The sequence below is a fragment of the Stenotrophomonas sp. Y-13 genome (assembly GCF_046267925.1).
Taxonomy (GTDB): domain Bacteria; phylum Pseudomonadota; class Gammaproteobacteria; order Xanthomonadales; family Xanthomonadaceae; genus Stenotrophomonas; species Stenotrophomonas acidaminiphila_A.
Map to the genome: position 1 here is coordinate 2,728,944 of NZ_CP176501.1, position 26,428 is coordinate 2,755,371.

Annotated in this window: 25 protein-coding genes and 1 tRNA gene; 15 read left to right on the forward strand and 11 right to left on the reverse strand. The window is 66.3% G+C overall.

What is annotated here, in order from left to right:
- Position 1: 1 nt before the first annotated feature.
- Genes ACJ7VY_RS12395 through ACJ7VY_RS12405 form a run of 3 tightly spaced genes read left to right on the forward strand, consistent with a single transcriptional unit; the run spans position 2 to position 2,926 of the window.
- Positions 2 to 916: a lysylphosphatidylglycerol synthase domain-containing protein gene (locus ACJ7VY_RS12395; protein ID WP_409475726.1), complete on the forward strand. Its 915-nt coding sequence runs from the start codon at positions 2 to 4 to the stop codon at positions 914 to 916.
- Positions 913 to 1,761 carry a class I SAM-dependent methyltransferase gene (locus ACJ7VY_RS12400; protein ID WP_409475727.1) on the forward strand — a complete coding sequence of 283 codons (849 nt, stop codon included), beginning with the start codon at positions 913 to 915 and terminating at the stop codon, positions 1,759 to 1,761. Before ACJ7VY_RS12395 ends, ACJ7VY_RS12400 begins: the two co-directional genes overlap by 4 nt.
- Entirely contained in the window at positions 1,754 to 2,926 is a 1,173-nt protein-coding gene (locus ACJ7VY_RS12405) for a glycosyltransferase (protein WP_409475728.1), read from the forward strand. Before ACJ7VY_RS12400 ends, ACJ7VY_RS12405 begins: the two co-directional genes overlap by 8 nt.
- A 123-nt stretch (positions 2,927 to 3,049) precedes the next feature.
- Here the strand turns inward: ACJ7VY_RS12405 and ACJ7VY_RS12410 are convergent, their stop codons facing one another.
- From ACJ7VY_RS12410 to ACJ7VY_RS12425, 4 genes are all read right to left on the reverse strand, one after another.
- The gene (locus tag ACJ7VY_RS12410) at positions 3,050 to 4,441 is read right to left on the reverse strand and encodes a sulfatase-like hydrolase/transferase (protein WP_409475729.1); all 1,392 of its coding nucleotides are present in this window, start codon (positions 4,439 to 4,441) and stop codon (positions 3,050 to 3,052) included.
- A 419-nt stretch (positions 4,442 to 4,860) separates the two neighbouring features.
- Positions 4,861 to 5,223 carry a prepilin-type N-terminal cleavage/methylation domain-containing protein gene (locus ACJ7VY_RS12415; RefSeq protein ID WP_409475730.1) on the reverse strand — a complete coding sequence of 121 codons (363 nt, stop codon included), beginning with the start codon at positions 5,221 to 5,223 and terminating at the stop codon, positions 4,861 to 4,863.
- A gap of 68 nt (positions 5,224 to 5,291) precedes the next feature.
- A complete protein-coding gene (locus ACJ7VY_RS12420; protein ID WP_409475731.1) occupies positions 5,292 to 7,130 on the reverse strand; it encodes a hypothetical protein in 1,839 nt (612 codons plus the stop codon).
- Between the two features lie 78 nt (positions 7,131 to 7,208).
- On the reverse strand, positions 7,209 to 7,580 hold the full coding sequence (locus ACJ7VY_RS12425) for a prepilin-type N-terminal cleavage/methylation domain-containing protein (RefSeq protein WP_409475732.1): 372 nt from the start codon (positions 7,578 to 7,580) through the stop codon (positions 7,209 to 7,211).
- Between the two features lie 366 nt (positions 7,581 to 7,946).
- Between ACJ7VY_RS12425 and ACJ7VY_RS12430 the strand changes: the two genes are divergently transcribed.
- Genes ACJ7VY_RS12430 through coaE form a run of 3 tightly spaced genes read left to right on the forward strand, consistent with a single transcriptional unit; the run spans position 7,947 to position 10,750 of the window.
- The gene (locus ACJ7VY_RS12430) at positions 7,947 to 9,206 is read left to right on the forward strand and encodes a type II secretion system F family protein (protein WP_409475733.1); all 1,260 of its coding nucleotides are present in this window, start codon (positions 7,947 to 7,949) and stop codon (positions 9,204 to 9,206) included.
- Between the two features lie 7 nt (positions 9,207 to 9,213).
- Positions 9,214 to 10,077: a prepilin peptidase gene (locus tag ACJ7VY_RS12435; protein WP_409475734.1), complete on the forward strand. Its 864-nt coding sequence runs from the start codon at positions 9,214 to 9,216 to the stop codon at positions 10,075 to 10,077.
- Between the two features lie 49 nt (positions 10,078 to 10,126).
- Positions 10,127 to 10,750: a dephospho-CoA kinase gene (coaE, locus tag ACJ7VY_RS12440; protein WP_409475735.1), complete on the forward strand. Its 624-nt coding sequence runs from the start codon at positions 10,127 to 10,129 to the stop codon at positions 10,748 to 10,750.
- Positions 10,751 to 10,780: 30 nt separating this feature from the next.
- Here the strand turns inward: coaE and ACJ7VY_RS12445 are convergent, their stop codons facing one another.
- The 6 genes from ACJ7VY_RS12445 to ACJ7VY_RS12470 all read right to left on the reverse strand — a co-directional run bounded on the left by ACJ7VY_RS12445 (position 10,781) and on the right by ACJ7VY_RS12470 (position 16,636).
- Positions 10,781 to 12,118: a sensor histidine kinase gene (locus ACJ7VY_RS12445; protein ID WP_409475736.1), complete on the reverse strand. Its 1,338-nt coding sequence runs from the start codon at positions 12,116 to 12,118 to the stop codon at positions 10,781 to 10,783.
- Positions 12,111 to 12,788 (reverse strand): response regulator transcription factor, encoded by a 678-nt coding sequence (locus ACJ7VY_RS12450; protein WP_054667261.1) that lies wholly within the window; start codon positions 12,786 to 12,788, stop codon positions 12,111 to 12,113. Before ACJ7VY_RS12450 ends, ACJ7VY_RS12445 begins: the two co-directional genes overlap by 8 nt.
- A gap of 166 nt (positions 12,789 to 12,954) precedes the next feature.
- On the reverse strand, positions 12,955 to 13,425 hold the full coding sequence (locus ACJ7VY_RS12455; RefSeq protein WP_313247631.1) for a hypothetical protein: 471 nt from the start codon (positions 13,423 to 13,425) through the stop codon (positions 12,955 to 12,957).
- A 209-nt stretch (positions 13,426 to 13,634) separates the two neighbouring features.
- Positions 13,635 to 14,510: a 30S ribosomal protein S6--L-glutamate ligase gene (gene rimK / locus ACJ7VY_RS12460; RefSeq protein WP_161613382.1), complete on the reverse strand. Its 876-nt coding sequence runs from the start codon at positions 14,508 to 14,510 to the stop codon at positions 13,635 to 13,637.
- 80 nt (positions 14,511 to 14,590) lie between these two features.
- A tRNA-Gly gene (locus ACJ7VY_RS12465) sits at positions 14,591 to 14,664 on the reverse strand.
- Between the two features lie 130 nt (positions 14,665 to 14,794).
- Positions 14,795 to 16,636: an autotransporter domain-containing protein gene (locus tag ACJ7VY_RS12470; RefSeq protein WP_240212231.1), complete on the reverse strand. Its 1,842-nt coding sequence runs from the start codon at positions 16,634 to 16,636 to the stop codon at positions 14,795 to 14,797.
- 137 nt (positions 16,637 to 16,773) lie between these two features.
- Here ACJ7VY_RS12470 and thiS point away from each other — a divergent pair, with 137 nt between their 5' ends.
- The 4 genes from thiS (at position 16,774) to ACJ7VY_RS12490 (ending at position 20,713) form a co-directional block, all read left to right on the forward strand.
- Positions 16,774 to 16,974: a sulfur carrier protein ThiS gene (gene thiS, locus ACJ7VY_RS12475; protein WP_104939420.1), complete on the forward strand. Its 201-nt coding sequence runs from the start codon at positions 16,774 to 16,776 to the stop codon at positions 16,972 to 16,974.
- A gap of 125 nt (positions 16,975 to 17,099) precedes the next feature.
- The gene (locus tag ACJ7VY_RS12480) at positions 17,100 to 17,894 is read left to right on the forward strand and encodes a thiazole synthase (RefSeq protein WP_313232573.1); all 795 of its coding nucleotides are present in this window, start codon (positions 17,100 to 17,102) and stop codon (positions 17,892 to 17,894) included.
- On the forward strand, positions 17,894 to 18,646 hold the full coding sequence (trmB, locus tag ACJ7VY_RS12485) for a tRNA (guanosine(46)-N7)-methyltransferase TrmB (RefSeq protein WP_161613323.1): 753 nt from the start codon (positions 17,894 to 17,896) through the stop codon (positions 18,644 to 18,646). Before ACJ7VY_RS12480 ends, trmB begins: the two co-directional genes overlap by 1 nt.
- A gap of 219 nt (positions 18,647 to 18,865) precedes the next feature.
- On the forward strand, positions 18,866 to 20,713 hold the full coding sequence (locus ACJ7VY_RS12490) for an SLC13 family permease (protein ID WP_409475737.1): 1,848 nt from the start codon (positions 18,866 to 18,868) through the stop codon (positions 20,711 to 20,713).
- A 21-nt stretch (positions 20,714 to 20,734) separates the two neighbouring features.
- On the opposite strand, the gene ACJ7VY_RS12495 is transcribed toward ACJ7VY_RS12490, so the two are convergent.
- A complete protein-coding gene (locus ACJ7VY_RS12495) occupies positions 20,735 to 21,076 on the reverse strand; it encodes a Rieske (2Fe-2S) protein (RefSeq protein ID WP_293764231.1) in 342 nt (113 codons plus the stop codon).
- Positions 21,077 to 21,245: 169 nt separating this feature from the next.
- On the opposite strand from ACJ7VY_RS12495, the gene ACJ7VY_RS12500 reads away from it, so the two are divergent.
- The 5 genes from ACJ7VY_RS12500 to ACJ7VY_RS12520 all read left to right on the forward strand — a co-directional run bounded on the left by ACJ7VY_RS12500 (position 21,246) and on the right by ACJ7VY_RS12520 (position 26,259).
- Positions 21,246 to 21,527, forward strand: a complete 282-nt coding sequence (locus tag ACJ7VY_RS12500) for a hypothetical protein (protein WP_161613320.1) — start codon at positions 21,246 to 21,248, stop codon at positions 21,525 to 21,527.
- A gap of 184 nt (positions 21,528 to 21,711) precedes the next feature.
- On the forward strand, positions 21,712 to 22,419 hold the full coding sequence (locus ACJ7VY_RS12505) for a fumarylacetoacetate hydrolase family protein (protein WP_409475738.1): 708 nt from the start codon (positions 21,712 to 21,714) through the stop codon (positions 22,417 to 22,419).
- Positions 22,420 to 22,474: 55 nt separating this feature from the next.
- On the forward strand, positions 22,475 to 22,888 hold the full coding sequence (mscL, locus tag ACJ7VY_RS12510) for a large-conductance mechanosensitive channel protein MscL (RefSeq protein WP_104939426.1): 414 nt from the start codon (positions 22,475 to 22,477) through the stop codon (positions 22,886 to 22,888).
- A 132-nt stretch (positions 22,889 to 23,020) separates the two neighbouring features.
- On the forward strand, positions 23,021 to 24,436 hold the full coding sequence (locus ACJ7VY_RS12515; protein WP_409475739.1) for a M28 family peptidase: 1,416 nt from the start codon (positions 23,021 to 23,023) through the stop codon (positions 24,434 to 24,436).
- 185 nt (positions 24,437 to 24,621) lie between these two features.
- The gene (locus ACJ7VY_RS12520; protein WP_313247630.1) at positions 24,622 to 26,259 is read left to right on the forward strand and encodes an NAD+ synthase; all 1,638 of its coding nucleotides are present in this window, start codon (positions 24,622 to 24,624) and stop codon (positions 26,257 to 26,259) included.
- The last annotated feature ends 169 nt before the right edge of the window (positions 26,260 to 26,428 follow it).

Here is a 26,428-nt window from a genome sequence, read left to right on the forward strand (position 1 = left end):
CTTGATCGTCGCGATGGGCCTGATGGCCTATTTTCTCTGGTTTGCGTGGCGCAACCTGGATCCGCGCCTCCTGGTTGCCACACTTGAACAGCCAGGCACACTGCTGGCGGTGTTCGCTGCCACGCTCTGCTGCATGACGATCTACCCCGTCACTGGCTTTGCATGGCGACACTTGCTGCTGCGGCAGGCGCAGGTCCGATCAACTGGCGAACTCACCCGGCTCATCAGCATTGCGCAGTTGGCCAAATACATTCCCGGCAACATTGCGCAGCACGCCAGCCGGGCAGCCCTCGGACTGAAGCAAGGCATCCCACTGCAACCCTATGTCGCGAGCGTCATTCAGGAAACCCTGCTCGCCTCGGCTGCCAGTGTCATCGTCGGCGTCCTGCTGCTTGCTTTCACCTCTTCGGCATCCAACCTGGCCGAGCATCGCTGGCTGCTGCTCCTGCTCCTGGCGGGCAGCGTCGGCGCGACGCTCCTCTTCTGCATCAGGCTGTCTCCTTCGGAGGGCAAGGGCCTGCCCGCCCGCTTCATCCGGATGATCGGCGGACTGCCGGGGCCCTCCACCACGTTCAAGGCACTGGCCGCCTACAGCTGCAACTACCTGATGATCGGTCTCGGCGTCTGGCTGCTTGCCAGGACCCTTGGGCTTGCCGGCAGCATCGACTACCCGCTGGCAACCGCCGCCTTTGCGTTGTCCTGGATACTCGGCTTTCTCGCTCCCGGCACGCCAGCTGGGCTGGGCGCACGCGAGGGCATAATGACACTGATCCTTCTGGGCCATGGCAGCAGCCACCAGATAGTGCAACTGGTCCTGCTGACCCGCGTTGCCAGCATGTGCGGCGACCTGCTCAGCTTCCTCATCGCCACGCTCCTTCCCGGTTCGACCACCTCAGGACCCGCCACTCCCCCATGAAAATCGACCTGGAACCCACCGGCGAACGCGTACTTGAAGATGCATACATGCAGTCGCTGGGCACCTACACCATCTACGCCATGCATGCGGCCAGCTACGCCTTCGTCCAGAACCTCTGCACCGGAAAGAAGGTGCTGGATTTCGGCTGCGGCTCGGGCTACGGCACCAGGCGCATTTCCGATATTGCCGAGGAGGCATATGGCGTCGACATCGCCGGTGATGCCGTGGAGTACGCCAGGACCCGATACCACAACAAGAACCTCCATTTCCTGCAGATAGATCCGCAATCCCCGCTCCCATTCCCTGCAGGCTCCTTTGACGTCGTCCTCTCCTTCCAGGTGATCGAACACGTCAACGATGACGAAGCCTACCTGCGCGAAGCCCATCGCCTGCTCAAACCCGGCGGCACCCTGGTTCTCATAACGCCTGACCGCAAGAATCGCCTGCTTCCCGGCCAGAAGCCCTGGAATCGCTGGCATCTGCGCGAGTACGGGATGGCGCAACTCTCCGGCAAGGTACGCAAATATTTCCAGCTGAAAAGCGAGCTTCGCATGGGAGCTCCCCGCAGGATCGCCGCGACGGAGATTGACCGCTACACCCGCACCAAATGGCTCACCCTGCCCGCAACCCTGTTTTTCATTCCCGAACCAGTACGACGCACTGCGCTCGACGTCGTACATGCCGTCATCGGGAAACTCAGGCGCCACAAACCTGCGCCCCCGCATGGTGCAGCGGCGGGCTATGGCTTCGATGAAAACGACTTCATCATCAGCAACGATCCGCCCTACTCGATGAATCTGGTCCTCGTGGCCGAACGTCGTCGAGAAGATCCACCGCATGTCTGAGGAAAAAGCCACCCGCCTCCTTGTTGCCGGTGTCGGCCTGCGCGGCAGCGGCTACCCCAACGCCCGCAACACGTTGCGCACGGTGGCGGCGATGCAACGGGTCGAGGTCATCGAGTGCGGACGCTGGCTTCCAGAGGATACCCATCTCTGGAAAATCACCAAGGGTGCAATCCACAGATCACTTCCGTTCTTTGCCCGGCTACTCGCAGGCAATGTCTTATCGGCCATGCGCCTGCTCCTGAACGGCCGCCGGGGCGATCTGGTCTACGTTCCCTACCCCAGCCTGTTTCTTCTCTGGCTGCTCTCCTGGTTGCCATGCCGCTGGCGACCTCGCTGTATCTGCGACGCCTATATCACCCTGTGGGACACGTTTTACCAGGACCGCCATCCCGAAAGCAGCGGAAGCCGCACTTCACGCTTGTTGCTGGCCGTCGAATCCCGTGCCCTGCGCGCCGCCTGGCACATCGTGACCGACACGGAAGCCAATGCAGCCCATCTGAGCGATCTGTTTCAAGTTCCCAGGGAGAGCATCTCCGCCTTTCCACTGGCGCTTGACCCGCTCATGCTGCCTGCCACAGCACCCTGCGCCGCCAAGTCCGCCAATTCACCGGTGCGCATGCTGTTCATCGGTACCTTCGTCCCTCTACAAGGAACCACGGTTATCGCCCAAGCAATTGACAGATTGCGAGGCCAGCCAGGATTGGAGTTCGTGCTGATCGGCGACGGCCAGCAAGCCGATGAAGCCGCCGTATGGCTACGCAACAACCCAGCTGTGACCTGGCTGCGTGGCTGGCAGCCACCGCAGGTATTGAGTGCCCATCTAGCCCAGGCTGACATCTGCCTCGGCGTTTTCGGCGGACAAGACAAGGCAGCCCGCGTCCTGCCCTTCAAGCTGTACATGGCACTTGCCGCCGGCAAAGCCATCATCACCCAGCAGAATTACAGCCTGCCCGACCGCCTCCCGGCTCTGCCCGCATACTGCACTCCTGCCGATGCCCAGGCACTGGCCGATGCGATCGTCACCTTGGCCGCAAGTCCCGAGCAACGCAGGCAGTTGGAACGCAAAGCAGCCACGTACTACACCGACCATCTCTCTACGGAAATGCTGCGCAGGCACTGGCAATCCCTGCTTGCAGACAAACATGAGCCTGGGCAGTCCGCCTGACGAGGGAGCCCCCAGCCCAGATTCCGCGCTGGCTTCCCATCTCCGGCAACCTCAACCCGTTCCCCGCACCATCGAGCGACCTGCACTGGGGGCGTGGTGGCCGGCGCCCCCACCCGGGCAGACTTATTTCACCCGCAGGTGAACATAAGGCACCATCCCGTCGACGAAATTGCGCTTGAACTCATCCTGATCGAGGATCGGCGGAGGGTGATCACCCACGATGAACACCTCTGTGCCCCGCATTTCCGGCTGCGCGAGGACCTGCGCGAGTTGGTGGAAAAACTGCGCATGCAACCTGCTCAGGCGGCAGGTGTCACTGTATTCCGGCAGCTGGTACTCCGCGCAGTTGAAGGCATCCATCCACAGGTCACGCTCATCGTATGGCGCATGCGTGTTCAGCGTCATCCAGTGGACGAACTGGCGGCTTTTCCCCGCAAATGCCCCAGGCAGGGTTGACGCCATGATCTCCCGGTCGCATGCGCCAGGGAACGAATGACAGCGCGTCGTCCAGGGAGCGGTGTCCTGGAAAAGGATCTTGTCGAAACCCGCGCGCGGATACCAGAATTTCCGCGCGTGCATGCCTCCGCCGGCGGCGTGGATCGCAAGGGTCGTGTATCCCCGCGCCTTGAGTTGCCAAGGCAGGCAGTTCTCGAAGCCTTCAGTGACCGGCTCAAGATTGAGATAGCGTGCGCCCAGGCTGCACAGATAACGCAGCTCCGCCTCTACGGTGGCGCGATCACCTGGCGTCCGTCCTGTTTTCAGCCACCGGAACTGCCCCCGCTCCGCGAGCAGGGGCTGGAGCATGGCGTCCTGGGCGCGCGAATCCTTCATCTGGCCCCAGGATTCAACGACGATCAACAGGAGGTTCCTGCCGTCGTCATCGCCGTTGCCGACCCATGACGAAACTTCATTCTTGAATTCGACGGGATACAGCGGATTCAACTTTTCAAAAAGGCTGTCGAGCACCAGAGTCGCGCGCGTATTGGCGTAGTAGGCCAATTGGCTGCCGAACACGCTGCTCTTGTCCCGCTCAAATTCCGAGCTGCGCGGGTCAATCTGGGACTGGATCGCGTACCCGAGCACCGCCAACCCGAGTAATGCCAACGCGGCAAATCGATTCGACATGCGCGCAAAACGCCAAGACAAACCGAACATCACGACTAGCAGCAAAAGCCCGCTGGCTGCCGTGAGCTTCCAGATCGAAGGTGCATAGGGCAGCAGAGTGAGAAGATAGACGACGTCGGCCGGATGCAACACTGGATACACCAGCCCTTGGATCGACAGCGCATCGGCCAGCACGAATACCACCAGCACAACTGAGGCCAGTTTTCGCCAACCATAGGCGAGCAACGCACCCGAGACCAGATAGTCGAGCACGATGTACGGACGATCAACTTGGAGGAAATACGTGGCAATCCAGAATGGAAGATTCGGCAACAACCCATAGAGCAACGCAGCGAATACGGCACGCAGCCCAGGCCACCGCTTGCAGATTTGGTGTGAATCCACCGTCATTGCTCAACCACCGGCCAAACTGATTCTACGCGCTGACTGTTGCGCCGATTGTGCACGAGCTCGCCTCATCAGAGCTCTTTGGCATGCTGTCACGACAATGAGCATTTCGCAGGGACGGAAAGGAATCGTATAGCGTGGGTCGTACTGCAACAGCCCATACACAACCATGACATAGGCCACCAGTAAACAGGGCGCTGCTCAAGCCTGCCAGCAATGCGCCAATACACCCTCATCCGTAAATGCCAAGCAACAAAAACTACCAAAATTACCAGCAAGATGAAGGTAATCAGAGGTTTTGCCACTATTGCCTTGCGATATCACAAGTCGCATTGAGCAGTTTGCGCACAGCCCATGCGACAGCAAAGGCATGGCAATGGCAATGGCAATGGTGCGATTGCCCCCTCGGAATCTGATGCCGCCTATTGGATCTCGCAGTGCCCGCTGCCAGTATTGCAGTCCACGTCCTTCTTCAAGTCGGAGTTGCCGCGGGCAGGCGAGTTGAAGACAACAGTTCTTGGCGAACTGTAATCGTTCGTGCTCAGCGTAAATGCGGTGCTGGCATCACAAGCCTTCGGGGCATACGCAGGGTCGGGCAAACGCATGGCCGCCAATTCGGGCACAGCCCCGCTCATGAAGGCTCTCGCCTCGGCAAGACAGGCAGTATTCGCCGATCGCTGGGTGTAGTTGCGGTACTGGGGCAAGGCAATCGCCGCCAAAATTGCAATGATCGCCACCACGATCATCAACTCGATCAAAGTGAACCCCCTGGCATTATGATGCATGTGCGCCCCTCAAAAATTCCGGCACGAACTGCCGCCCAATGTAGATAGCAAGAAGCAGGCCAAATTTCTCAGCTCGTAGGCAATCGCTTCACCTGTCGCAGTTGCTCGACCCAATCCTGCCGCCCCACCTCGACCAATTGCATGAACAATCGCTCAATCTGAGGATCGTCGACGGACGAGTGGGCGACCGCCAAGCGCATGTAGGACAAGGCCTTGCCAGGCTTCATCGTGTCGTTGTAGATGTACGTGCTCATGCGCAGGTATTCGTGAACGGTGAAGTCCGCCCGGGCAGACAGAACGTCCAAGGTTTGCAACACGCCATCCTCGTCCAGCGGCACGCCGCGGTCCACATTGTCTAAGGTCACGATGGCGATGTTCTTCTCATGCACAGTCATCGGGGCTTGTCTCAGCCGAGCAAGGAAAAGCTCCCAGTCGGTGCGCCTCACATCACCGCGGATCGTCTTGAATATGACGATGTTCGACAGCATTCGCGGCGAGTCGGTGATGGCCGCACCCAAGGTACATACGTCGATAGCCTTGTCCAGTTCAGGGCTGCCAGCTCGGCCACCACTACGTTCGAACCACAAACCGCATAGCGTTAGCCAGGCACGAGGCGATTTTGGTGCAGCCTCCACACTGACCTGAGAAAAACGCAAGGGCTCGCCCCAAGCATAGGCTCGCACGACCGTAGCCGCCCCCAACACCAGCATCACCATAACGAGGGCGCCGGCAAAAACAGGCATTTGCACCGACCAACGCCGCCACGCCAGCATCCACAGGTCCGCAACTGCCAAGACTATCCCGATCAGGGGTAGTTGGTTACGATGCTCGAACACCAGCTCCAATCCGATGACATTACTGGTCATGAAGTGGCCAACAAAAAACAGGAATATCCCGCAGGCAAACAACGGCCTGTCATGCCGCCATCGCCAGGCCCAGACAAGCAGTCCGCAAAGCAACAGTACGGACGGCAAGGTGGTAGCCGGTTGCCAAAGACCGCGCGAAACGGCGAAGTCGTCATAGAAGAACGGCAGCCAATGCGGCAAAGGCAACAGCATCTGCCCCAAGTACATCGTCAGTACCCGCCCCTGGGTCAACAAGCGCTCGTAGCTGGAGAAATTGCGGCCAGGATATGCATCCCAGTACCAGTAATGCGGCACCGCCACCAACAGGTAAACAAGCAGCCCCGCTGCGGCTAGCAAAAAATAGCCCTTGCGCAATCCACTGGCTAAGGAAGGTTGTGCGGCACGGAAGCGCAATAAAGTCAACTCCAGCACCAGTGTGTAGGCCGGCAAGAGGACAGCATCCTCCTTGCTGGCCAACCCTAACGCCCAGAACAACCCAACCAAGGCTCCGTATTGACGACTGCGCTCTCCCTCCATCTGCGCCTGACGCATGCACAGATACGACCATAGCGCCAAAACCATGAACAACGTGGCCAAGGTTTGCATGCGCTGCACCACGTACAGCACCGTGGACACCTGCAATGGGTGGATGGCCCACAGCGCGGCAAGCACCAAAGCACCCATGACCGCGCGTCGGACCGGCCATTGCGCCAGCATCAGCAGACGGCGGAAAAACAAGGCCAACACCCAGGTAGTGAGTACATGGATCAGCAGATTGGTGATTTTGAACGCCCGCGCATCGAGTCCGGCATGCCAATGGTCCAGTGCAAAGCTGAGCATCGACAGGGCGCGCGAACCATTGCCCGGCTGGAAGCTATAAGCGGCCCGGATCAGGCTCTCACTGTCCGTCCTGGTGAGATGAACGGGAGTGTTTTCGACAATATTGGGCATGTCGTCGAAGATGAACCCACCTCCCAACCCCGGCAGCAACAGGCAAGCGGCCAGCAACGCAAGCAAGGAAGCCAGAAGAGGAAAAGAACGCGTACGAGGGAGCATCAGCATGACTCACGGATTCAGAGACCAAATAACCGAAAAGCGCCTCGCGGCGCTTTTCGTTGGAGCAAAAGATCAACTGATGTATTACGGAACAAGCGCGCAGGAACCGCTGCCGACATCGCATTTGGTGTCTTGCTTCAGAGTGCTGTTGCCGCGAGCCTGCGCGGTGAAGGTGACCGAACCACCCGCGCCGTTGTAGACCGCCAAAGTGACATCAGCACTGGGATTCGTACTGGAATCGCATGCCTTCGGCTCATACGCCGGAGCAGCGGTATTGTCGGCCAGATTGGCCACCGCGGCCCCCATGTAGGCCTTGGCCTCCGCCAGGCAGGCGCCATTGGCCGAACGCTGGGTGTAGTTGCGGTACTGCGGCAGCGCGATGGCGGCCAGGATGGCGATGATCGCGACCACGATCATCAGTTCGATCAGGGTGAAGCCCTGCTGCATCTTCTTCATCTGTACATCCCCTAGAGGTTTGGATTGTGAGCACCGGGAAGGCCGTCGCCCGCCCCGTACGGGTTGTACAGCAGGTTGCGTGCCAATGGCCCCACCTGCCATGTCCCCGGCGCATGATGGCAGCATTCTTGGAGAAAGGAAGCCCGGCGTGGTGATTCTGCGATGCACACGGCAGGGTGACGCACTGCGTCACATCACGACACTTCATTGCCCGCCGTGCCAGGGTCATTGCGGATGCCATCCCGCTTCCCCTCGGGAGCGTGATGGCGGCCACGCTTGCCGACAGGCAGGATGCCACGCCCGGGCGGACCCGCTACCATGCAGGGGTTGTCCGGCCCGGGGAGTGGCCGGACGGGGAGAAGAACGATGTCGGCTACCCGTAGCGCAGTGAACAAGACGCCGGTGGATCGCAACACCAGCCAGATGCAACCGTTTGTCTGGGAGGGGACGGACAAACGCGGGGCCAGGATGAAGGGCGAGCAGGACGCCCGCAACGCCAACATGCTGCGCGCAGAACTGCGCAGGCAGGGCATCACCCCCACAGTGGTGAAGCCCAAGCCCAAACCCCTGTTCGGCGCGTCCGGCAAGCCCATCAAGCCCAAGGACATCGCCTTCTTCAGCCGCCAGATGGCGACGATGATGAAGTCCGGCGTACCCATCGTCACCTCGCTGGAGATCATCGGCAGCGGCCACAAGAACCCGCGCATGGCCAAGCTGGTCGGGCAGATCCGCGCCGACCTGGAAGGCGGCTCTTCCCTGTACGAGGCCATCAGCAAGCATCCGGTGCAGTTCGACGAGCTTTACCGCAATCTGGTACGCGCCGGCGAAGGCGCCGGCGTGCTGGAAACCGTGCTGGAGACCATCGCCAACTACCAGGAAAACATCGAGTCGCTGAAGGGCAAGATCAAGAAGGCGCTGTTCTACCCGGCGATGACCATTGCCGTGGCGCTGCTGGTCAGTGCGATCCTGCTGGTCTTCGTCGTGCCGCAGTTCGAGGAAGTGTTCAGCAGCTTCGGTGCCGACCTGCCGCTATTCACGCAGATGATCGTGGCCGCCTCGCGCTTCTTGGTCGGCTGGTGGTGGCTGATATTGCTGGTAACCGTGGGCGCCATCGTGGGCTTCATTTTTGCCCTCAAACGCTCGTCCAGGATGCAGCACACCATGGACCGGCTGGTCCTCAAGGTGCCGGTGATCGGCCAGATCATGCACAACAGCGCCATCGCCCGCTTCTCCCGTACGACGGGCGTGACCTTCCGGGCCGGCGTCCCGCTGGTCGAGGCGCTGGGCATCGTCGCCGGCGCCACCGGCAACAAGGTCTATGAGGAAGCCGTCCTGCACATGCGCGACGACGTGGCGGTGGGCTACCCGGTGAACATGGCGATGAAGCAGGTCAACGTGTTCCCGCACATGGTGATCCAGATGACCGCCATCGGCGAAGAAGCCGGTGCGCTGGACACCATGCTGTTCAAGGTGGCCGAGTATTTCGAGCAGGAAGTGAACAACGCCGTGGATGCCTTGAGCAGCCTGATTGAACCGATGATCATGGTGTTCATCGGCGTCATCGTTGGCGGCATGGTCATCGGCATGTACCTGCCGATCTTCAAGCTCGCCTCCGTAGTTGGATAATTGACCCATGGCATTTCTCGACCAGCATCCCGGCATCGGCTACCCTGCCGCTGCCGGACTGGGGTTGCTGATCGGCAGCTTCCTGAACGTGGTGATCCTGCGCCTGCCCAGGCGCATGGAATGGCAGTGGAGGCGCGACGCGCGGGAGATCCTGGGCGAACCGGACATCTACGAGCCGCCGCCTCCCGGCGTGGTGGTGGAGCCCTCGCACTGCCCGCACTGCAAGCAGAAGCTGAGCTGGTACGAGAACATCCCGCTGTTCAGCTGGCTGATCCAGCGCGGGCGCTGCCGCCATTGCCAGGCACCGATCTCCATCCAGTACCCGCTGGTGGAGCTGTTGACGGCGGTGCTGGTGCTGGCCAGCGTGTGGCAGTTCGGTTTCGGCTGGCAGGGTTTCGGCGCGATCGTGCTGACCTGTTTCCTGATCGCGCTGTCGGGCATCGACCTGCGCACCCAGCTGCTGCCCGACCAGTTGACCCTGCCGCTGATGTGGCTGGGCCTGATAGGCAGCATGGACAACCTCTACATGCCCGCCAAGCCGGCACTGATAGGCGCGGCGGTGGGCTACCTGTCGCTGTGGACGGTGTGGTGGCTGTTCAAGCAGATCACCGGCAAGGAAGGCATGGGCCACGGCGATTTCAAGTTGCTGGCGGCGCTGGGCGCCTGGTGCGGGCTGAAGGGCATCCTGCCGATCATCCTGCTGTCCTCGCTGGTGGGCGCCATCATCGGCTCGATCTGGCTGTACGCGCGCGGCCGCGACCGCGCAACGCCCATTCCCTTCGGCCCCTACCTGGCCATCGCCGGCTGGCTGGTCTTCATGTGGGGCGAGCCGATGATCGCGGCCTACCGCCAGTGGGCCGGCCTGGCGTGACGCCGGCCGGCGCTGCCGGTCACTCCATTGCCATGGGCGGCGCCTGCCCATGAGCAGGTTCATCGTCGGGCTTACCGGCGGCATCGCCTCGGGCAAAAGCGAGGTCACCCGGCGCTTCGAGGCACTGGGCATCGTCGTGGCCGACGCGGACGTCGCCGCACGCGAAGTGGTGGCGCCGGGCAGCCCCGCGCTGGAGCAGATCAGCCGCCGCTTCGGCAACGCGATGCTGCTGGCCGACGGCACCCTCGACCGGGCGCGGCTGCGCGAGCATGTGTTCGGCAACGACGCCGAACGCCGGGCACTGGAAGCCATCACCCACCCGGCCATCCGCGCCCGCGTGCGAGAAATCTGCGAGGCCGCCGACAGCCCCTATGCCATCGCCGCCGTGCCGCTGTTGGCTGAAGCCGGCGGTCGCGCAGCCTATCCCTGGCTGGACCGTATCGTGGTGGTCGACGCCGCCGAGCCGGTGCGCCACGCCCGCCTGCTCCAACGCGACAGCATCGATGCCGCTCTGGCGACACGCATGATCCAGGCACAGGCCAGCCGCGCGCAGCGGCTGGCGCTGGCCGACGACGTGATCGTCAATGACGGGCACCCGGAGCACCTGCAGCCGCAGGTGGAAGCACTGGATCGCCTGTACCGGGGCCTGGCTGCCGGCAATACGCCGCCCTGACGCGTCCAGCGCCCACCGCCACCGCGGCGGTCAGCCCGCCGGGGCGAAAATCAGCCGGCCGACCACACCGCGCTCGGCGCCCGGCCGGATGCTGACCTGCCAGCCGTACAGCGCACACAGCCGGCTGACGATGGACAGGCCGATGCCACCGCCCTGCGAATGGCCGGCGTGGGTACCGCGGTAGCCACGCTGGAACAGGCTCGCGGCATCCTTTTCGCTCAACCCGGGGCCGGTGTCGATCACTTCGACCGCGTCATCCAGCACCCGGACCCGGACCTGGCCTTCCTGCGTGTACTTCACCGCATTGCCGATCAGGTTGCCCAGCGCCACCGACAGCGCCGCTTCCGGCGCGTCGACGACCAGCTCACGACCGCCCTCCAGTATCAGCTCCAGCGGCTTGCCGCCAAGCTGGGCGCGGTGCGCCTCAAGCAGCTGTTCGGCGACCTTGGCGACATTGCTGCTGCCCTGCCCGCGCTCGTTGCGCGACAGCAGCAGCAGCGAGCCGATCAGGTCGCTGCACTGCTGCTCGGCGCGCTGGATGCGCTGCAGCCGCTGCAGCATTTTTTCGTCCAGACCCGGGCGCGCCAGCAGCAGCTCCGTCGCGCCACGGATCACCGCCAGCGGCGTGCGCAGCTCATGGCTCACGTCCGCGTTGAACTCGCGGTCGCGCTGCACGACTTCGGTCAGCCGCGTCGAATAGTGGTCCAATGCCTCGGCCAGCTGCCCCACTTCGTCGTCGGTAAAACGCGGCGCGAGTGGCTCGGGATGGCTGCTGCCGCCACGATAGGCCTGCAGGCGCGCGGCGAGATCGGACACCGGCCGCATCACCCGCGAAGCCGACCACCACCCCAGCACCCAGGACAGCAGGCTGAACACCAGCACCGAAAGGAAAAGCGCGCGTTTGAGCTGCTGCTCGCCACGCACGGACTGGCTCATGTCGTAGGCGACGAAGAACCAGGCGTCGGGCGTCTTGCGCACTCCGACCTTGTAGGAGAACGCCTTGCCATCGGCATCCTCACCACTGAAATTGTGGATGCCGTCCTGCAGGTGCTCCCACTCGGGGTAATCGCGACGCAGCCCCTCCAGTTTGTCCGGGCGATACAGGAAAGCGCGCATCTGCTGCACCGGTGCCACCACGTCCCGGCCACCGCTCTGGATATAGCTCTGCCAGGATGCATCCAGGTTGCGGTTCATCACGTCTTCGACCAGCTGGTTCTCCACCCGGGTGCGCGCCCAGTTGGTGGCGAAGGCGAACAATGCCGTCAGGCAGAAGCCCAGCAGCACGAATGAGACGATGATGCGGCTGCGCAGGCGGCGGCGATACCGCCCCTGCTTGCGGACGACCGCAGGCGACGCATTTTCAGGCATCGGGTGCGGCGATCCGGTATCCAATGCCGTGACGGGTCTGGATCATCGGCGCGTTGAACGGCTTGTCCACCACCGCACGCAGGCCGTGGATGTGCACGCGCAGCGAATCCGAATCGGGCAGTTCCTCGCCCCACACCCGGGTTTCCAGCTCCTGCCGGGTGACCACGGCCGGCGAGGCTTCCATCAGCGCCTGCAGGATCTTCAGCGCGGTCGGGTTGAGCTGCAGCAGCTTGCCCTGGCGGCGCACTTCCAGCGTGTCCAGGTTGTACTCCAGGTCGCCGGTTTCCAGCACCCGGGTGTGCCCGCCCTTGCCGCGGCGCGACAGCGCGTTGAGCCGCACCTCGACTTCCTGCAGCGCGAACGGCTTGATCAGGTAGTCGTCGGCACCGGAGTCGAACCCGGCCAGCTTGTTGTCCAGCGAATCGCGCGCGGTGAGCATCAGCACCGGGGTCTGCTTGCGCGCGTCGTTTCGCAGCTTGCGGCAGACCTCGATGCCGTCCATGCCCGGCAGGTTCAGATCGAGCACGATCGCATCGAAATCGTGCACGACCGCCAGGTGCAGGCCGGTGACGCCGTCGGCCGCGAAATCCACCGTATGCCCGCGGTCCTCGAGGTAGTCCCCGAGGTTGGCCGCGATGTCGCTGTTGTCTTCGATTACGAGAATGCGCACTGGGAACCTCAGTCATTTACCGAAGAGCAGAGCATACCCGGCCCGTGGCTCCAGCTTCATTAAAACCGTTCAGCGCACGGAAAGGGCGTGGCGCTGGCACGCCGGCAACAACCATGCCGCCTGCCGTTGCCCGGCTATCAAACTGCCGGGCAAGACAGACCTTAGGTCACGGGTTTTCGACCTTCTGCGTCGAAATCCGCAGGTCGCGCAGGGCATCAGCCCCGTTCTCGCGCGCCTGCCGACGGGCCGCGACCGTGATGCAGATGTTCTGTGGCCGGTTGCTGCCAACCGGGCGTTCGCGGCGGCAGACAAGGCGACTGTCCTCACGCGCCTGGGTCAGCAGGGTATTGACCAGATCCTGATCGTTGAAAACCGCGATCTTGTCCTTCTCGGGAAGATTGGCATGCCCACCCGTTCCCAGCAGGGCATCGATGCGGCCGAGCGCGTCGACCACGCGGGCACGGTTCTCCGCGCTGATCTCACTGTATACCTCGCCTCCCTGCAGGTCGCTCATGATGCGCAGGCGCTGCTCGGCATAGGGCTTCCCCTCCATCAACGGCTTTTCCGCCACGGGCGTGGCCATTGCGGACATCGCAGGGAACACGAGCAAGGCAGCCAAAAACAGCATCCGATTCATACCCCAACCTCCTGTCTGGTAATTCGGTCGACTGTAGCGCGCCTCACCGACGGCAACAAGTCAAAAAACAAGGCCCCGGCGAGCACCGCCAGGGCCTGAAGATTCCCGATCACCGGACCCGCTGAGGAGGGCTGGTCACAGTAGGGCCAGCGTAGGGCCGGGGGAATTAAAGACCCGTTAAAACGGTGCAAGCAATTCGGAATCCGGGCTCAGCGCCTGAGGTTGACCACGTAGTCGATCATCCGCCCGGCGACATCCCCGCCGGAAACGCTCTCGATGCCCTCCAGCCCGGGCGTGGAGTTGACTTCGAGCACCAGCGGCCCGCGCCGGGAGCGGATCATGTCCACCCCGGCGATACCCAGCCCCAGGGCCTTGGCCGAGCGCACCGCCACCTGCTGCTCGGCCCGGCTGCAGACCGCCGGGCCGGCGCTGCCGCCGGCATGCAGGTTGGAGCGGAAGTCGCCGTCCTGGGCCTGCCGGCGCATGGTCGCGACCACCTGGTCGCCCACCACCAGGCAACGCAGGTCCGCGCCCTGGGCCTCGGCAATGAACTCCTGCACCAGGAAATTGGCATACAGGCCGCGCAGCGCCTCGACCGTGCCCTTGGACGCACTGAGCTTCTCGGTGAGGATCACCCCGCGCCCCTGGGTGCCCTCGCTGAGCTTCACCACGTGCGGCGGCGGCCCCAGCATGGACAGCAGGTCATGGGTGTCGTCCGGGTTGTCGCCGAACACCGTCACCGGCATGTCGATGCCCTTGGCGGCCAGCAGCTGGTGCGCACGCAGTTTGTCGCGCGCGCGCAGGATCGCGTCGGAGGGGTTGGGCGTGCGCGTGCCCATCATCTCGAACTGGCGCAGCACCGCGGTGCCGTAGCGGGTGATGGAGGCACCGATGCGCGGAATCACCGCGTCGAAGCCGGACAGCGGCCGGCCCTTGTAGTGCATGCTGAAATCACCCGCGTTGATGCGCATGTAGCAGCGCAGCGGGTCGAGGATGCGCACGGTGTGGCCACGCGCGCGCGCGGCCTCGACCAGGCGCCGGGTCGAGTAGAGCTTGCTGTTGCGGGAGAGGATGGCGAGCTTCATCGCGGGGCCTGGAAGTCAGGCCGGGCACATCACGCCCTGCCCTGGGCTGGCGCCTCGGTGCCTGCGCGGCACCTGGAAGATGGAGCGGGTGAAGGGAATCGAACCCTCGTCGTAAGCTTGGGAAGCTTCTGCTCTACCATTGAGCTACACCCGCGCGGCGATGCGCAGTCTATGTGGAGCGGGGCCTGCCGCGCAATGCCAACGTGCAGCGCGTTACCTCGACGGGAGCCCCGGGCAGGGACGGCGCCGCGACACGGCACCGTCCACAGCCGCCCACGTCCGGCTCAGAACCCGCCGCTGAACGTGGCGAACAGGGTGGCGTCGCGCGCCGACTTCTGCGCGGTGGTGGCGCTCAGGCCGATGTTGCTCTGCAGCCCCCACAGGCTCATCCGCGCGCCCAGCACGGCGGTGGCGTAGTTGCGGTCGAACTGCAACCCGGGAACCCTGTAGGCGCCGACGTCGGCCATGGTCTGCAGCCAGGCGCTGGCCTGCTTGCCGCCGTCCTCGAACTCGTGGTCGTAGGTGACCTGCACGTAGGGACGGACGCTGCCACCGTCGAAGCGCGCCTGCCAGCCGAGGCGGCCAACGGTGGAGTCCACGTCCTGGTTGCCGTAGCCCAGCGCAGTCGCGCCGGGATTGCTCTCCAGGTACCCGTCCAGCTTGACCTTCTGCCACACCACGCCCGCCACCGGACCGTGGCGGAAGCCGCCCTGCTGGCCGAACTCGTAGCCGGCGTTGAGCGCGGCGGTCAGGTTGCTGCCATCGGGCGATCCCTTGTGCTCGCGGGTGGCCGGGCCGAGCTGCACCTTGCGGGTGACGTCGTAACCCAGCCAGCTGTAGCTGGCCTGCCCGTTGACCCAGGCGCGCTCGCCATACCAGCCGGCAAATACGCCCAGGGTGGTGTCGGACTGGGTGAAATCGCCCATGCGGTTGCCGAAGTCCGCGTCCATGCGGCCGTACCCGGCGAACCCGCCGAACACCTTGCCATCACGCGCCCAGTCGACGCCGAACAGGCCGGCCGGCGCCATGCCGTCGTACAGCCGGCCATGGTCGTAGCGCTGCATGTCGCCGCGCACGTTGCCCCACCAGCTCATGCCGTCGGCCGGACGGCCCGCCAGGTGACCGCCGACCTGGTCGGCACGGGCACGGCCGGTGGTCTGCGCCGAGTGCGTCAGCACCTGCTGCAGGCGCGGCGCCTCGAGCACCGAAATCGAGTACTGCCCGAGGATCTTGTGGGCGGCGGTGGTCGGATGCACGCCATCGGCGAACACATAGGTGTCGGCGGCATTCGGGCTGACATAGTTCAGCGGCGTGCAGGTCAGCGACTGCGCGGTGATCTGCGGCTGGCAGGCGGTGCCGGACACGTTGCTGAAGCCGTAGGCGCCGGGGTTGGCGACGATTTCCTGGAGGATGCTGAAGGTGTCGACCGGGATCACCTGCAGGCCGGCCTGCTTGAGCCCGCCGAACAGCGCATCGTTGTACGCCTTGGCCAGCGCGGTGCCCTGCGCCATGGCCACCGGGCCGCCGGCGCGCGAGGACGGGGTCAGGCCGATGTCGGGCAGGTTCGGCACCATCACGTACTGGGCGCCGGCCGCCTTGAGCGTGGCGACCATGCCCACCTGGCTGGCGACCGCCGCGCCGATGGTGGCCTGCGCCGGTGCGCCGCCGGCCACCGCGAACAGGTCGTTGGCGCCGCCCCACACGGTGTACAGGGCATTGGCATCGGCCTTGCCGCCGTTGGCCGCCAGGTAATGGTTGAGCTGGGTCTTGAGCGACGGTGTCGGCGGCAGCAGCGGGCTCAGCGGATTGGGCACATCCACGCCCACGCGGGCGCCGCCGGCGGCGTAGTTGTCGCCCACCTGCCCGTTGCCGTTGGGCAGGGCATTGGTGCCGTAGTAACGGGCCAGGTAGTCGGACCAGACCCAGCCGGGGTTGGTGGTGAAGCGGCCCGCCACCGAGGCGCTGGGATTGGCCTGCACCAGGATGGGACGGAAGTAGCCGGTGTCGGTCAGGCTGTCGCCGAAGAACACGGTCCTGGAAAACGGCGACTGCGCCATGGCCGGGACGGCGGCGGCGGCCAGTGCCAGGGCGAGCGCGGAGCGGAGTGGACGGGAAACGACACGCATGGGGAGACTCCTGACGGACGAGGAAGGCGACAGCGTACGCCGCCGCATGGAAGTAGTTTTTCACCGCCCCACGGCCGGCTCACGCTGCACTGCCGCATGGGCTGGGATTTTCCGGCCCTGCTGGCCAGAATGACGGCATGGACATCCAGCTCAATGGCGAAACCCGCCCCTTCCCCTCGCCCCTCACCCTGGCCGCGCTGCTGGCCGCCGAAGGCCTGGCCGAGCGCCGCGTGGCGGTGGAGGTCAACGGCGAAATCGTTCCCCGCGGACGGCACGGCCAGTGGCAACTGCACGCCGGCGACGTGGTGGAGATCGTGCATGCGCTGGGCGGCGGGTGATCTGCCGCCGCCGCAGGTGTGGCGCTTGACACGGTCCCACCGGGAAAGCCCCATGCGCGGCAGGCGCCGCATCTACGCGACGACGCCACGCCACGCGGCCTGGCATGATCGGCGATAATCGCCCCATGAACGCACACGTCCCCACCGATCCGCTGGTCATCGCCGGCAAGAGTTATGCGTCCCGGCTGCTGACCGGGACCGGCAAGTTCAAGGATCTGGAAGAAACCCGCCTGGCCACCGAGGCCGCCGGCGCCCAGATCGTCACCGTGGCCATCCGCCGCACCAACATCGGCCAGAACCCGGGCGAGCCCAACCTGCTCGACGTGCTGCCGCCGGACCGCTACACCATCCTGCCCAACACCGCCGGCTGCTACACCGCCGAGGACGCGGTGCGCACCTGCCGCCTGGCGCGCGAACTGCTCGACGGCCACAACCTGACCAAGCTCGAAGTGCTGGGCGACCAGAAGACCCTGTACCCGGACGTGGTGCAGACCCTCAAGGCCGCCGAGCAGCTGGTCAAGGACGGCTTCGAGGTGATGGTCTACACCTCCGACGACCCGATCCTGTGCAAGCGCCTGGAGGAGATCGGCTGCGTCGCGGTGATGCCGCTGGCCGCGCCGATCGGGTCCGGGCTCGGCATCCAGAACCGCTACAACCTGATGGAGATCGTCGAGAACGCGCGGGTGCCGATCATCGTCGATGCCGGCGTCGGCACCGCCTCGGATGCCGCCATCGCCATGGAGCTGGGCTGCGACGGCGTGCTGATGAACACCGCCATCGCCGGCGCGCGCCATCCGGTGCTGATGGCCAGCGCCATGCGCAAGGCGGTCGAGGCCGGCCGCGAGGCCTTCCTGGCCGGGCGCATCCCGCGCAAACGCCATGCCAGCGCGTCCTCGCCGGTGGACGGGTTGATCGGCTGATGACCAATCCCTTTGAAAGCGCGGGCTCCAAGGCGCCGCCCAAGCCCTTCACCGTGACCGAAGGCCGCCGCGAGGTCCGCAGTTTCGTGCTGCGCCAGGGCCGTTTCACTCCCGCGCAGCAGCGCGCGTTCGACGAACGCTGGCCGCGTTTCGGCATCGACTTCAATGGCCAGCCGCGCGACCTGGATGCCACCTTCGGCCGCAACGCGCCCAAGGTGCTGGAGATCGGCTTCGGCAACGGTGCCGCACTGCGTTTCGCCGCCGGGTTCGACCCGTCCAGGGACTACATCGGCATCGAGGTGCACGCCCCGGGCGTGGGCCGCCTGCTCAACGCACTGGCCGACGACAACGCCGGCAACGTCAGGCTCTACCACCACGACGCGGTGGAAGTGCTGGAGAAGGAAATCGCCGACGGCGCGCTGGACGAGGTGCGCATCTACTTCCCCGACCCGTGGCACAAGAAGCGCCACAACAAGCGGCGCCTGGTGCAGCCGGCGTTCGCCGCGCTGCTGGTGCGCAAGCTGCGCCCGGGCGGGCGGCTGCACTGCGCCACCGACTGGGCCGACTACGCCGAACAGATGTGGGACGTGCTCGACGCCACGCCGGGCCTGGTCAACCGCGCCGGCCCGCGCGGCAGCGTGCCGCGCCCGGATTGGCGCCCGCAGACGCATTTCGAGACCCGCGGCCAGAAGCTCGGCCATGGCGTCTGGGATCTGCTGTACGACCGGCAGGGAACGGGAACCGAGGGGTAAGGAAATGCTGCCTTCACGCACCAGCGCATCCGCGGACAGCGCCAGGCACCTGGTGCGGAAGGCCGGCCCCTCGTCCCGCCCCCGGCATACCGCTGCCGCCACCCGGTGCGGAATCGCAGGCGCGGTGGCCCATCCCGCCCTGGGGGCCGACCACGGGGTTGCGCCGCCCGCACCCGCCGCGCGTGCTTCCCGCCCCCTCCTGCGCGCCTGCCGCCCCTGATGGATACCGCCCTCACGCTGACGACCGACATGAAGCTCGTCCTCGGGCTGGTCGGCTTCACCATGGCGATGTTCCTGTTCGAGCGCATCCGCGCCGACGTGGTGGCGCTGGTGGTGATGGTGGTGCTGGGCGTCACCGGGCTGATCGCGCCGGAGGAGATCTTCGGCGGCTTCTCGGGCAACGCGGTGATGAGCATCATCGCCACCACCATCCTCGGCGCCGGGCTCGACCGCACCGGCGCGCTGAACCGGCTGGCCGGCTGGCTGCTGCGCCGCTCGCACGGGCTGGAACAGCGCCTGCTGCTGCTGACCAGCGCCACCGCCGGCCTCAATTCGTCGTTCATGCAGAACCCGTCGGTGATGGCGCTGTACCTGCCGGTGGCCTCGCGCCTGGCCTCGCATACCGGGCTGACCCTCAAGCGGCTGCTGCTGCCGATCACCGCCGCCATCGTGATGGGCGGGGGCCTGACCATGGTCGGCAACTCGCCGCTGATCCTGCTCAACGACCTGCTGATCTCGGCCAACAACAACCTGCCCTCCGGCACCGCCACCATCGAGCCGCTGCGCATGTTCGCGCCGCTGCCGATCGGCGTGGCGCTGCTGGCCGCGGCGCTGCTGTACTTCCGCTTCTTCGGCGACCGCAAGCTCTCGCGCGACGAAGGCGCGGATGACGAGGGCCAGACCCCGGCGCGCACCGAGAGCTACTTCGCCAAGGCCTACGGCATCGAGGGCGAGGTGTTCGAGCTGGCGGTCACCGCCGAGAGCCCGCTGGTGGGGATGACCGTGAGCGAGGTCGAGAGCCTGTTCGAGGCGCCGCTGCTGCTGGCGCTCAAGACCGGCAACGACACCCGCCTGGCACCGCCGGCGGACATGCGCATCTGGGTCGGCAGCGTGATCGGCGCGATGGGCCCGCGCCAGCTGGTGGCCGACTTCGCGCAGAACCAGTTCCTGCGCATGTCCTCGCGCCTGCGCAACCTGGGCGACCTGTTCAACCCCAGCCGCGCCGGCATCTCCGAGGCGGTGGTCCCGCCGACCTCGAAGCTGATCGGCAAGACCGCCGGCCAGCTGCGGCTGCGCAAGGAACGCGGCATCAGCCTGCTGGCGATCAACCGCGACAAGCAGGTGATCCGCGAGGACGTGCGCAACGTGGCGCTGCGCGCCGGCGACATGCTGGTGTTCCACAGCATCTGGCAGGACCTGGCCGCCGCGGCCGAGAGCCGCGACTTCGTGGTGGTCACCGACTATCCCAAGGGCGAACAGCGCCCGCACAAGTTCAAGATCGCCATGGCGATCTTCGCCATCACCATCATCATCGCGCTGACCTCGCACCTGCCGGTGGCGCTGACCCTGCTCACCGGCGTGGCCGGCATGCTGCTCACCGGCGTGCTGCGCATGGACGAGGCCTACGCCTCGATCAACTGGAAGACCATCTTCATGATGGCCGGGCTGATCCCGCTGGGCTGGGCCATGGATTCCAGCGGCGCGGCGGCCTGGGTCGCCGGCCACACCATCGACAAGCTGCCGGCCGGGATCCCGATCTGGGTGCTGGAACTGGCGCTGGCGGTGCTGACCACCGCGTTCTCGCTGGTGATCAGCCATGTCGGCGCCACCATCGTCACCGTGCCGATCGCGGTCAACCTGGCGCTGGCCGCGGGCGGCAACCCCACCGCGTTCGCGCTGATCGTGGCGCTGTCGGCCTCCAACAACCTGATGACCGCGTCCAACCCGGTGATCTCGATGGTGATGGGCCCGGCCAAGTACACCCCGCGCGAGATGTGGCGCGTCGGCGGCCCGTTGTCGCTGATCTACACCCTGGTCGTGGTGGCGATGGTCAACCTGATGTTCTGAGCCGCGCCGGGGGCGGCGGGATCAGCCCAGCAGCACCCTGCCGTCCTGCACCCGCACCGGCACCGCGCGCAGCGCGTCGCCCTTGCATGGCCCGGACACGCAGGCCCCGCCCTGCAGCTCGAACGCGGCGCCATGCACCGCGCACACCAGGTGGCCGTCACGACTCTTCAGGAACTGCCCCGGCGCCCAGTCGAGGGGCCGGCCGGCATGCGGGCAGACATTGAGCCACGCCCGTACCTGCTCGCCTTCGCGGTACAGGATCAGCGGCTCGGCATCGCCCTCGACCACCGCCTCCACCAGCAGGAACCCCGGATCGGGCAGGGCGTCGAGCCGGGCCAGCTCGACGGCGGAAGGTACGGACATGGACATCGCGGGACCGCATGACAGCAGGAAATTGCGCCGATTGTCGCACGCCGGCCCGCCCCGCCCGGCCAGGGGCAGCATGAATGGGCGACCGCATTTAACGACAAATTCACTCATTGACCCGCATCCCCACCGATACTTCGGCCAGCCAAATCGTCATACCGCCGACATGCAGATCCGTTACTTCCAGTTCGCCACCCTGCGCAACCTGTTCGCGCCGCGCAAGCCACGCAACCCGTTGCTGCGGATCGCGCTGGGCCTGCTGGGCCTGGCGATCCTCGCGGTCCTGGTCGTGGCCGGACTGTTCGTCGGCGCGGCGATGATCCTGGTCGGGCTGAGCTGGAAGCTGCTGGCCGCGCGCAAGGCGCGTGCCGCGGGCAAGGCCGCCGGCAACGTGATGGACGGCGAGTACCGCGTGGTGCGCAAGCCGGCATTGCCGCACGCCCACTGACGCCGGGCGTCCCCGCCCCAGGCTTCGACACCCGCGCCCGGCTCCTGCCGGGCGTGTTGCATCCGGCGCCACCGCGCGCACGCGATGCGCGGGCGCCCGCTGTCCCACGCGCATGGCCACCGGTACTACCAGCGCGGCGGCGGCGTCCGGCATCATGGCGCCAGCTCCCGCTTCCGGACCGACCATGACCGACCTGATCCCCGCTCCGCCCGTTCCCCGCATCCCGGTGGCGGGCGGCGGCACCTTCCCCGTGCGCCGCATCTACTGCGTGGGCCGCAACTTCGCCGACCACGCGCGCGAGATGGGCGCCAATGCACCGGCCTCCGCTGCCGAGCGCGGGCAGCCGATGTTCTTCATGAAGCCGGCCGACGCCATCGTCACCGGCGACGCGCCGGTTCCCTACCCGCCGGCGACCGCCGACCTGCACCACGAAGTGGAACTGGTGGTCGCGCTGGGCCAGGATGCGCCGGACGGTGTACTCCCGGTCGGACAGGCGATGTCGCTGGTGCTGGGCTACGGCGTCGGCCTGGACCTGACCCGTCGCGACCTGCAGGCCGCGGCCAAGGCCAAGGGCGGCCCCTGGGACATCGCCAAGGGCTTCGATCATTCGGCGCCGGTCAGCGAACTGGTGCCCGCCGCGCAGGTGGGCGAGCTGGCGCCGCTGGTGCTGTCGCTGCAGGTCAACGGCCAGACCCGGCAGCACGCCACGCTGGACAACATGATCTGGAACGTGGCCGAAATCCTGCACGAACTGTCCCGGCTCTACGCGCTGCGCGCCGGCGACCTGGTGTTCATGGGCACGCCGGCCGGCGTGGCCGCGCTGCGGCCCGGCGACCGTTTCAGCGCGCGGCTGGGCGACATCGCGCGCCGCGACGGCATGATCGCCGGATGACCGGTGTCGGGGTAGTCTGTGCCTGCCCCCCTTTCACGCTTTACAGGAGAAACCCGTGGGAATGATCAGTGAGTTCAAGGAGTTCGCGATGCGCGGCAACGTCATCGACCTGGCGGTCGGTGTCGTGATCGGCGGCGCGTTCGGCAAGATCGTCACCTCGCTGGTGGACAAGGTGATCATGCCGCCGATCGGCTGGCTGATCGGCAATGTCGATTTCTCCAAGCTCGCCTGGACGCTGGCGCCGGCGCGGGTGGCCGCCGACGGCACCGAGATCCCCGCGGTGGTCATCGGCTATGGCGACTTCATCAACACCGTGGTGCAGTTCGTCATCGTCGCCTTCGCCATTTTCATGCTGGTCAAAGTGGTCAACCGGCTGTCGCGCAAGAAGGAGGCGGCGCCCGCCGCACCGGCCGCGCCGAGCGAGGAAGTACTGCTGCTGCGCGAGATCCGCGACAGCCTGAGGAAGTAACGCCGCGCGGCGGTGACCTCCAGCACGGTTGCAGCCGGAGCCGCGGGCGTATGCTCGCGGCTTCTTTCGTCTGCGAATCCCTCGCAGCGGCCGCGCACGCCCAGGTGCGCCCCAACCGACCCGGAGCCCGCCATGCGCCGCCTCGCCCTTGCCATCGCCACCGTGCTTGCCTGCGCCACTGCGCACGCCGCCCCCACCCGCATCCCCGAACAGGCGCTGGCCCGGGCGGTGGAACTGCGCGAGCAGGCGCTGGCCGACGATACCGGCTGGAAGGTGGTCGAATCGCTGACCACCGAAGTCGGCCCGCGCCTGGCCGGCAGCGAGGCCGACGCGCGCGCGGTGGAGTGGGCCAAGGCCAAGTTCAGGGCGCTGGGCTTCGACCGGGTATGGACCGAACCGGTCACCTTCCCCAAGTGGGAGCGCCGCAGCGAGCAGGCGCAGGTGCTGGGCGCGCATGCGCAGCCGCTGGCGATCACCGCACTGGGCGGCAGCCCCGCCGGCAGCGCCGAGGGCGAGGTGGTGCGCTTCGACAGCCTGGAAGCGCTGAAGGCCGCGCCGGCCGGCTCACTGGCCGGCAAGATCGCCTTCATCGACTACCAGATGACCCGCAGCCGCAGCGGCGAGGACTACGGTATCGGCGGCACGGTCCGCAGCCGCGGCCCCTCCGAGGCGATCCGCAAGGGCGCGATCGGCTACATCATGCGCTCGGCCGGCACCGATTCGCACCGCGTGCCGCATACCGGCATCACCCGCTTCGACGAAGGTCTGACCCCGGTGCCGTCGGCGGCGCTGTCGGTGCCCGATGCCGACCAGCTGGCGCGGCTGGTCGCGCGCGGCCCGACCCGCATCCGCATGGCCCTGGACTGCGACTGGGACGGCAGCTACACCTCGCAGAACGTAATCGGTGAAATCACCGGCCGCGAACTGCCGAAGGAAGTGGTGGTGATCGGCGGCCACCTCGATTCCTGGGACCTGGGCACCGGCGCGGTCGACGATGGCGCCGGCATCGGCATCACCATGGCCGCCGGCCACCTGATCGGCCAGCTGCGGCAGGCGCCACGGCGCACCATCCGGGTGATCGCCTTCGCCAACGAGGAACAGGGCCTGCACGGCGGCTACGCCTATGCCGCCGCGCGGGTGAAGGCGGGGGAAATCCCGCTGCAGCACATCGCCGCCGAGAGCGACTTCGGAGCCGGCCGCATCTACGCGTTCAACACCGGCTCGGGCAACCCCGCCGGCTCGCGCGAGGCCACCGCGCAGATCGCCGGGGTGCTCGCGCCGCTGGGCATCGCGTACCGCCCGGACGAAGGCGGCCCCGGCCCGGACGTGGGGCCGCTGGCGGCCAAGGGCGGCGCCTGGGCGTGGCTGGCGCAGGACGGGACCGACTATTTCGACCTGCACCACACCGCCGACGACACCCTGGACAAGATCGACCCGAAGGCGCTGGCGCAGAACGTGGCCGCCTACACCGTGTTCGCCTACCTGGCCGCCGAGGCCGAAGGCAGCTTCGGCAGCGAGGCCCGCGACGTGGTGCCGCCCAAGGAATGACCGCGACACGCGCCCGGCAGCGGGCGCGGGCGTGGCAACGCAGCAGCGCCCCCGCCGCCGGGGGCGTTGCCGTATCCGGGCCATGGCCGACATCAGCGGGCGTCAACGGCACATCTGGGATAATGGCGTCCTGGTCCCACCCCGCGTCCGTCATGGACGCCTGCAACGACAAGGCAGCCGACATCATGTCCCGATCCCTCCGCATCGCCCTGGCGCAGTACGACTTCCCGGTCGGCGACGTGGCCGGCAACAGCGCGCGCATCATCGAACTGGCGCAGATCGCCCGCGACGAGTACGGCGCCGACGTGGTGCTGTTCCCCGAACTGGCGGTCAGCGGCTATCCGCCGGAAGACCTGCTGCTGCGCCCGTCGTTCCTGCGCGGGTGCGAGCAGGCGATCGCCCACATCGCCGCGCAGGTGCAGGGCATCGTCGCGGTGGTGGGCTGGCCGCAGAGCGCCGGCGCGGTGGTCTACAACGCCGCCAGCGTGCTGCGTGACGGCGCGGTCGCCGCCACCTACCGCAAGCGCGAACTGCCGAACTACGCGGTGTTCGACGAGCGCCGCTATTTCGACGTCGATCCGGACGGCGGCAACTGCGTGTTCGAGGTCGGCGGGGTGACGCTGGGCCTGCTGGTCTGCGAGGACCTGTGGTTCGCCGAACCGCTGGCCGCGACCGTGGCCGAGGGCGCCGAACTGGTGCTGGTGGCCAATGCCTCGCCCTATGAGCGCGGCAAGCATGCCCAGCGCGACGCACTGCTGGCCGAACGCAGCCGCGACAGCGGCGCCGCCATCGCCTACGTCAACCTGGTCGGCGGCCAGGACGCGCTGGTGTTCGACGGCGCCTCGGTGGTGGCCGACGGCAGCGGTACGGTGCACCCGGCGGCGCTGGCCTTCGCCGAGGAAATGCTGGTGGTCGACTACGACGCCGATACGCGGTCGTTCCTGCCGATGCGCTGGATCGACGACGGCGACGAAAGCATGGACGCGCTGGCCTGGCGCGCGATCACCCGCGGCATCCAGGACTACTGCCGCAAGAACGGCTTCGACAAGGTATGGCTGGGCCTGTCCGGTGGCATCGATTCGGCTCTGGTGCTGGCGCTGGCGGTGGATGCCCTGGGCGCGGACAACGTCACCGCGGTGGCATTGCCGTCGCGCTACACCGCCGGGCTGTCCAACGACCTGGCCGCCGAGCAGTGCCGGGCGCTGGGGGTGAAGCTGGAAACGGTCCCGATCGAGCCGGCGTTCCAGGGGCTGATGCAGTCGCTGTCGGCGATGTTCCAGGGCAAGGACGCCGACGTGACCGAGGAGAACCTGCAGTCGCGCAGCCGTGGCGTGATCATGATGGCGCTGTCCAACAAGTTCGGCGGGCTGCTGCTGACCACCGGCAACAAGAGCGAGTACGCGGTCGGCTACGCCACCATCTACGGCGACATGTGCGGCGGCTATGCGCCGCTGAAGGACCTGTACAAGACCGAGGTCTATGGCCTGTCGAAGTGGCGCAACACGGTCGGCGGGGCGCCGGTGATCCCGCCGGCGGTGATCGCGCGCGCGCCTTCGGCCGAGCTGCGCGAGAACCAGACCGACCAGGATTCGCTGCCGGCCTACGACGTGCTCGACGGCATTCTGTACCGCTACATCGACCAGGAGCAGTCGCGCGAGGACATCATCGCCGCCGGCTATGCGCCGGACGTGGTGGCCCAGGTGCTGCGGCTGGTGCGCACCAGCGAGTGGAAGCGGCACCAGGCCGCGCCCGGCCCGAAGATCTCGCGCCGCGCGTTCGGCCGCGAGCGGCGCTACCCGATCAGCAACGGCTACCGCGGCTAGGCACGTGCCTGCCGCGCGGCGGCAGGGAAACGGCGGGATGCGTGCAGCGCTTTCCGGATCCGTGCCAGCAGAGTGAATAGAGCGCGGCCGTGGCTACGGGAGGTGGGCCAGCGGGGCATGCCAGCCAACCGCGCGCCCGATGCCCGGCGCGGCGCGGGTGCCCGGGCAC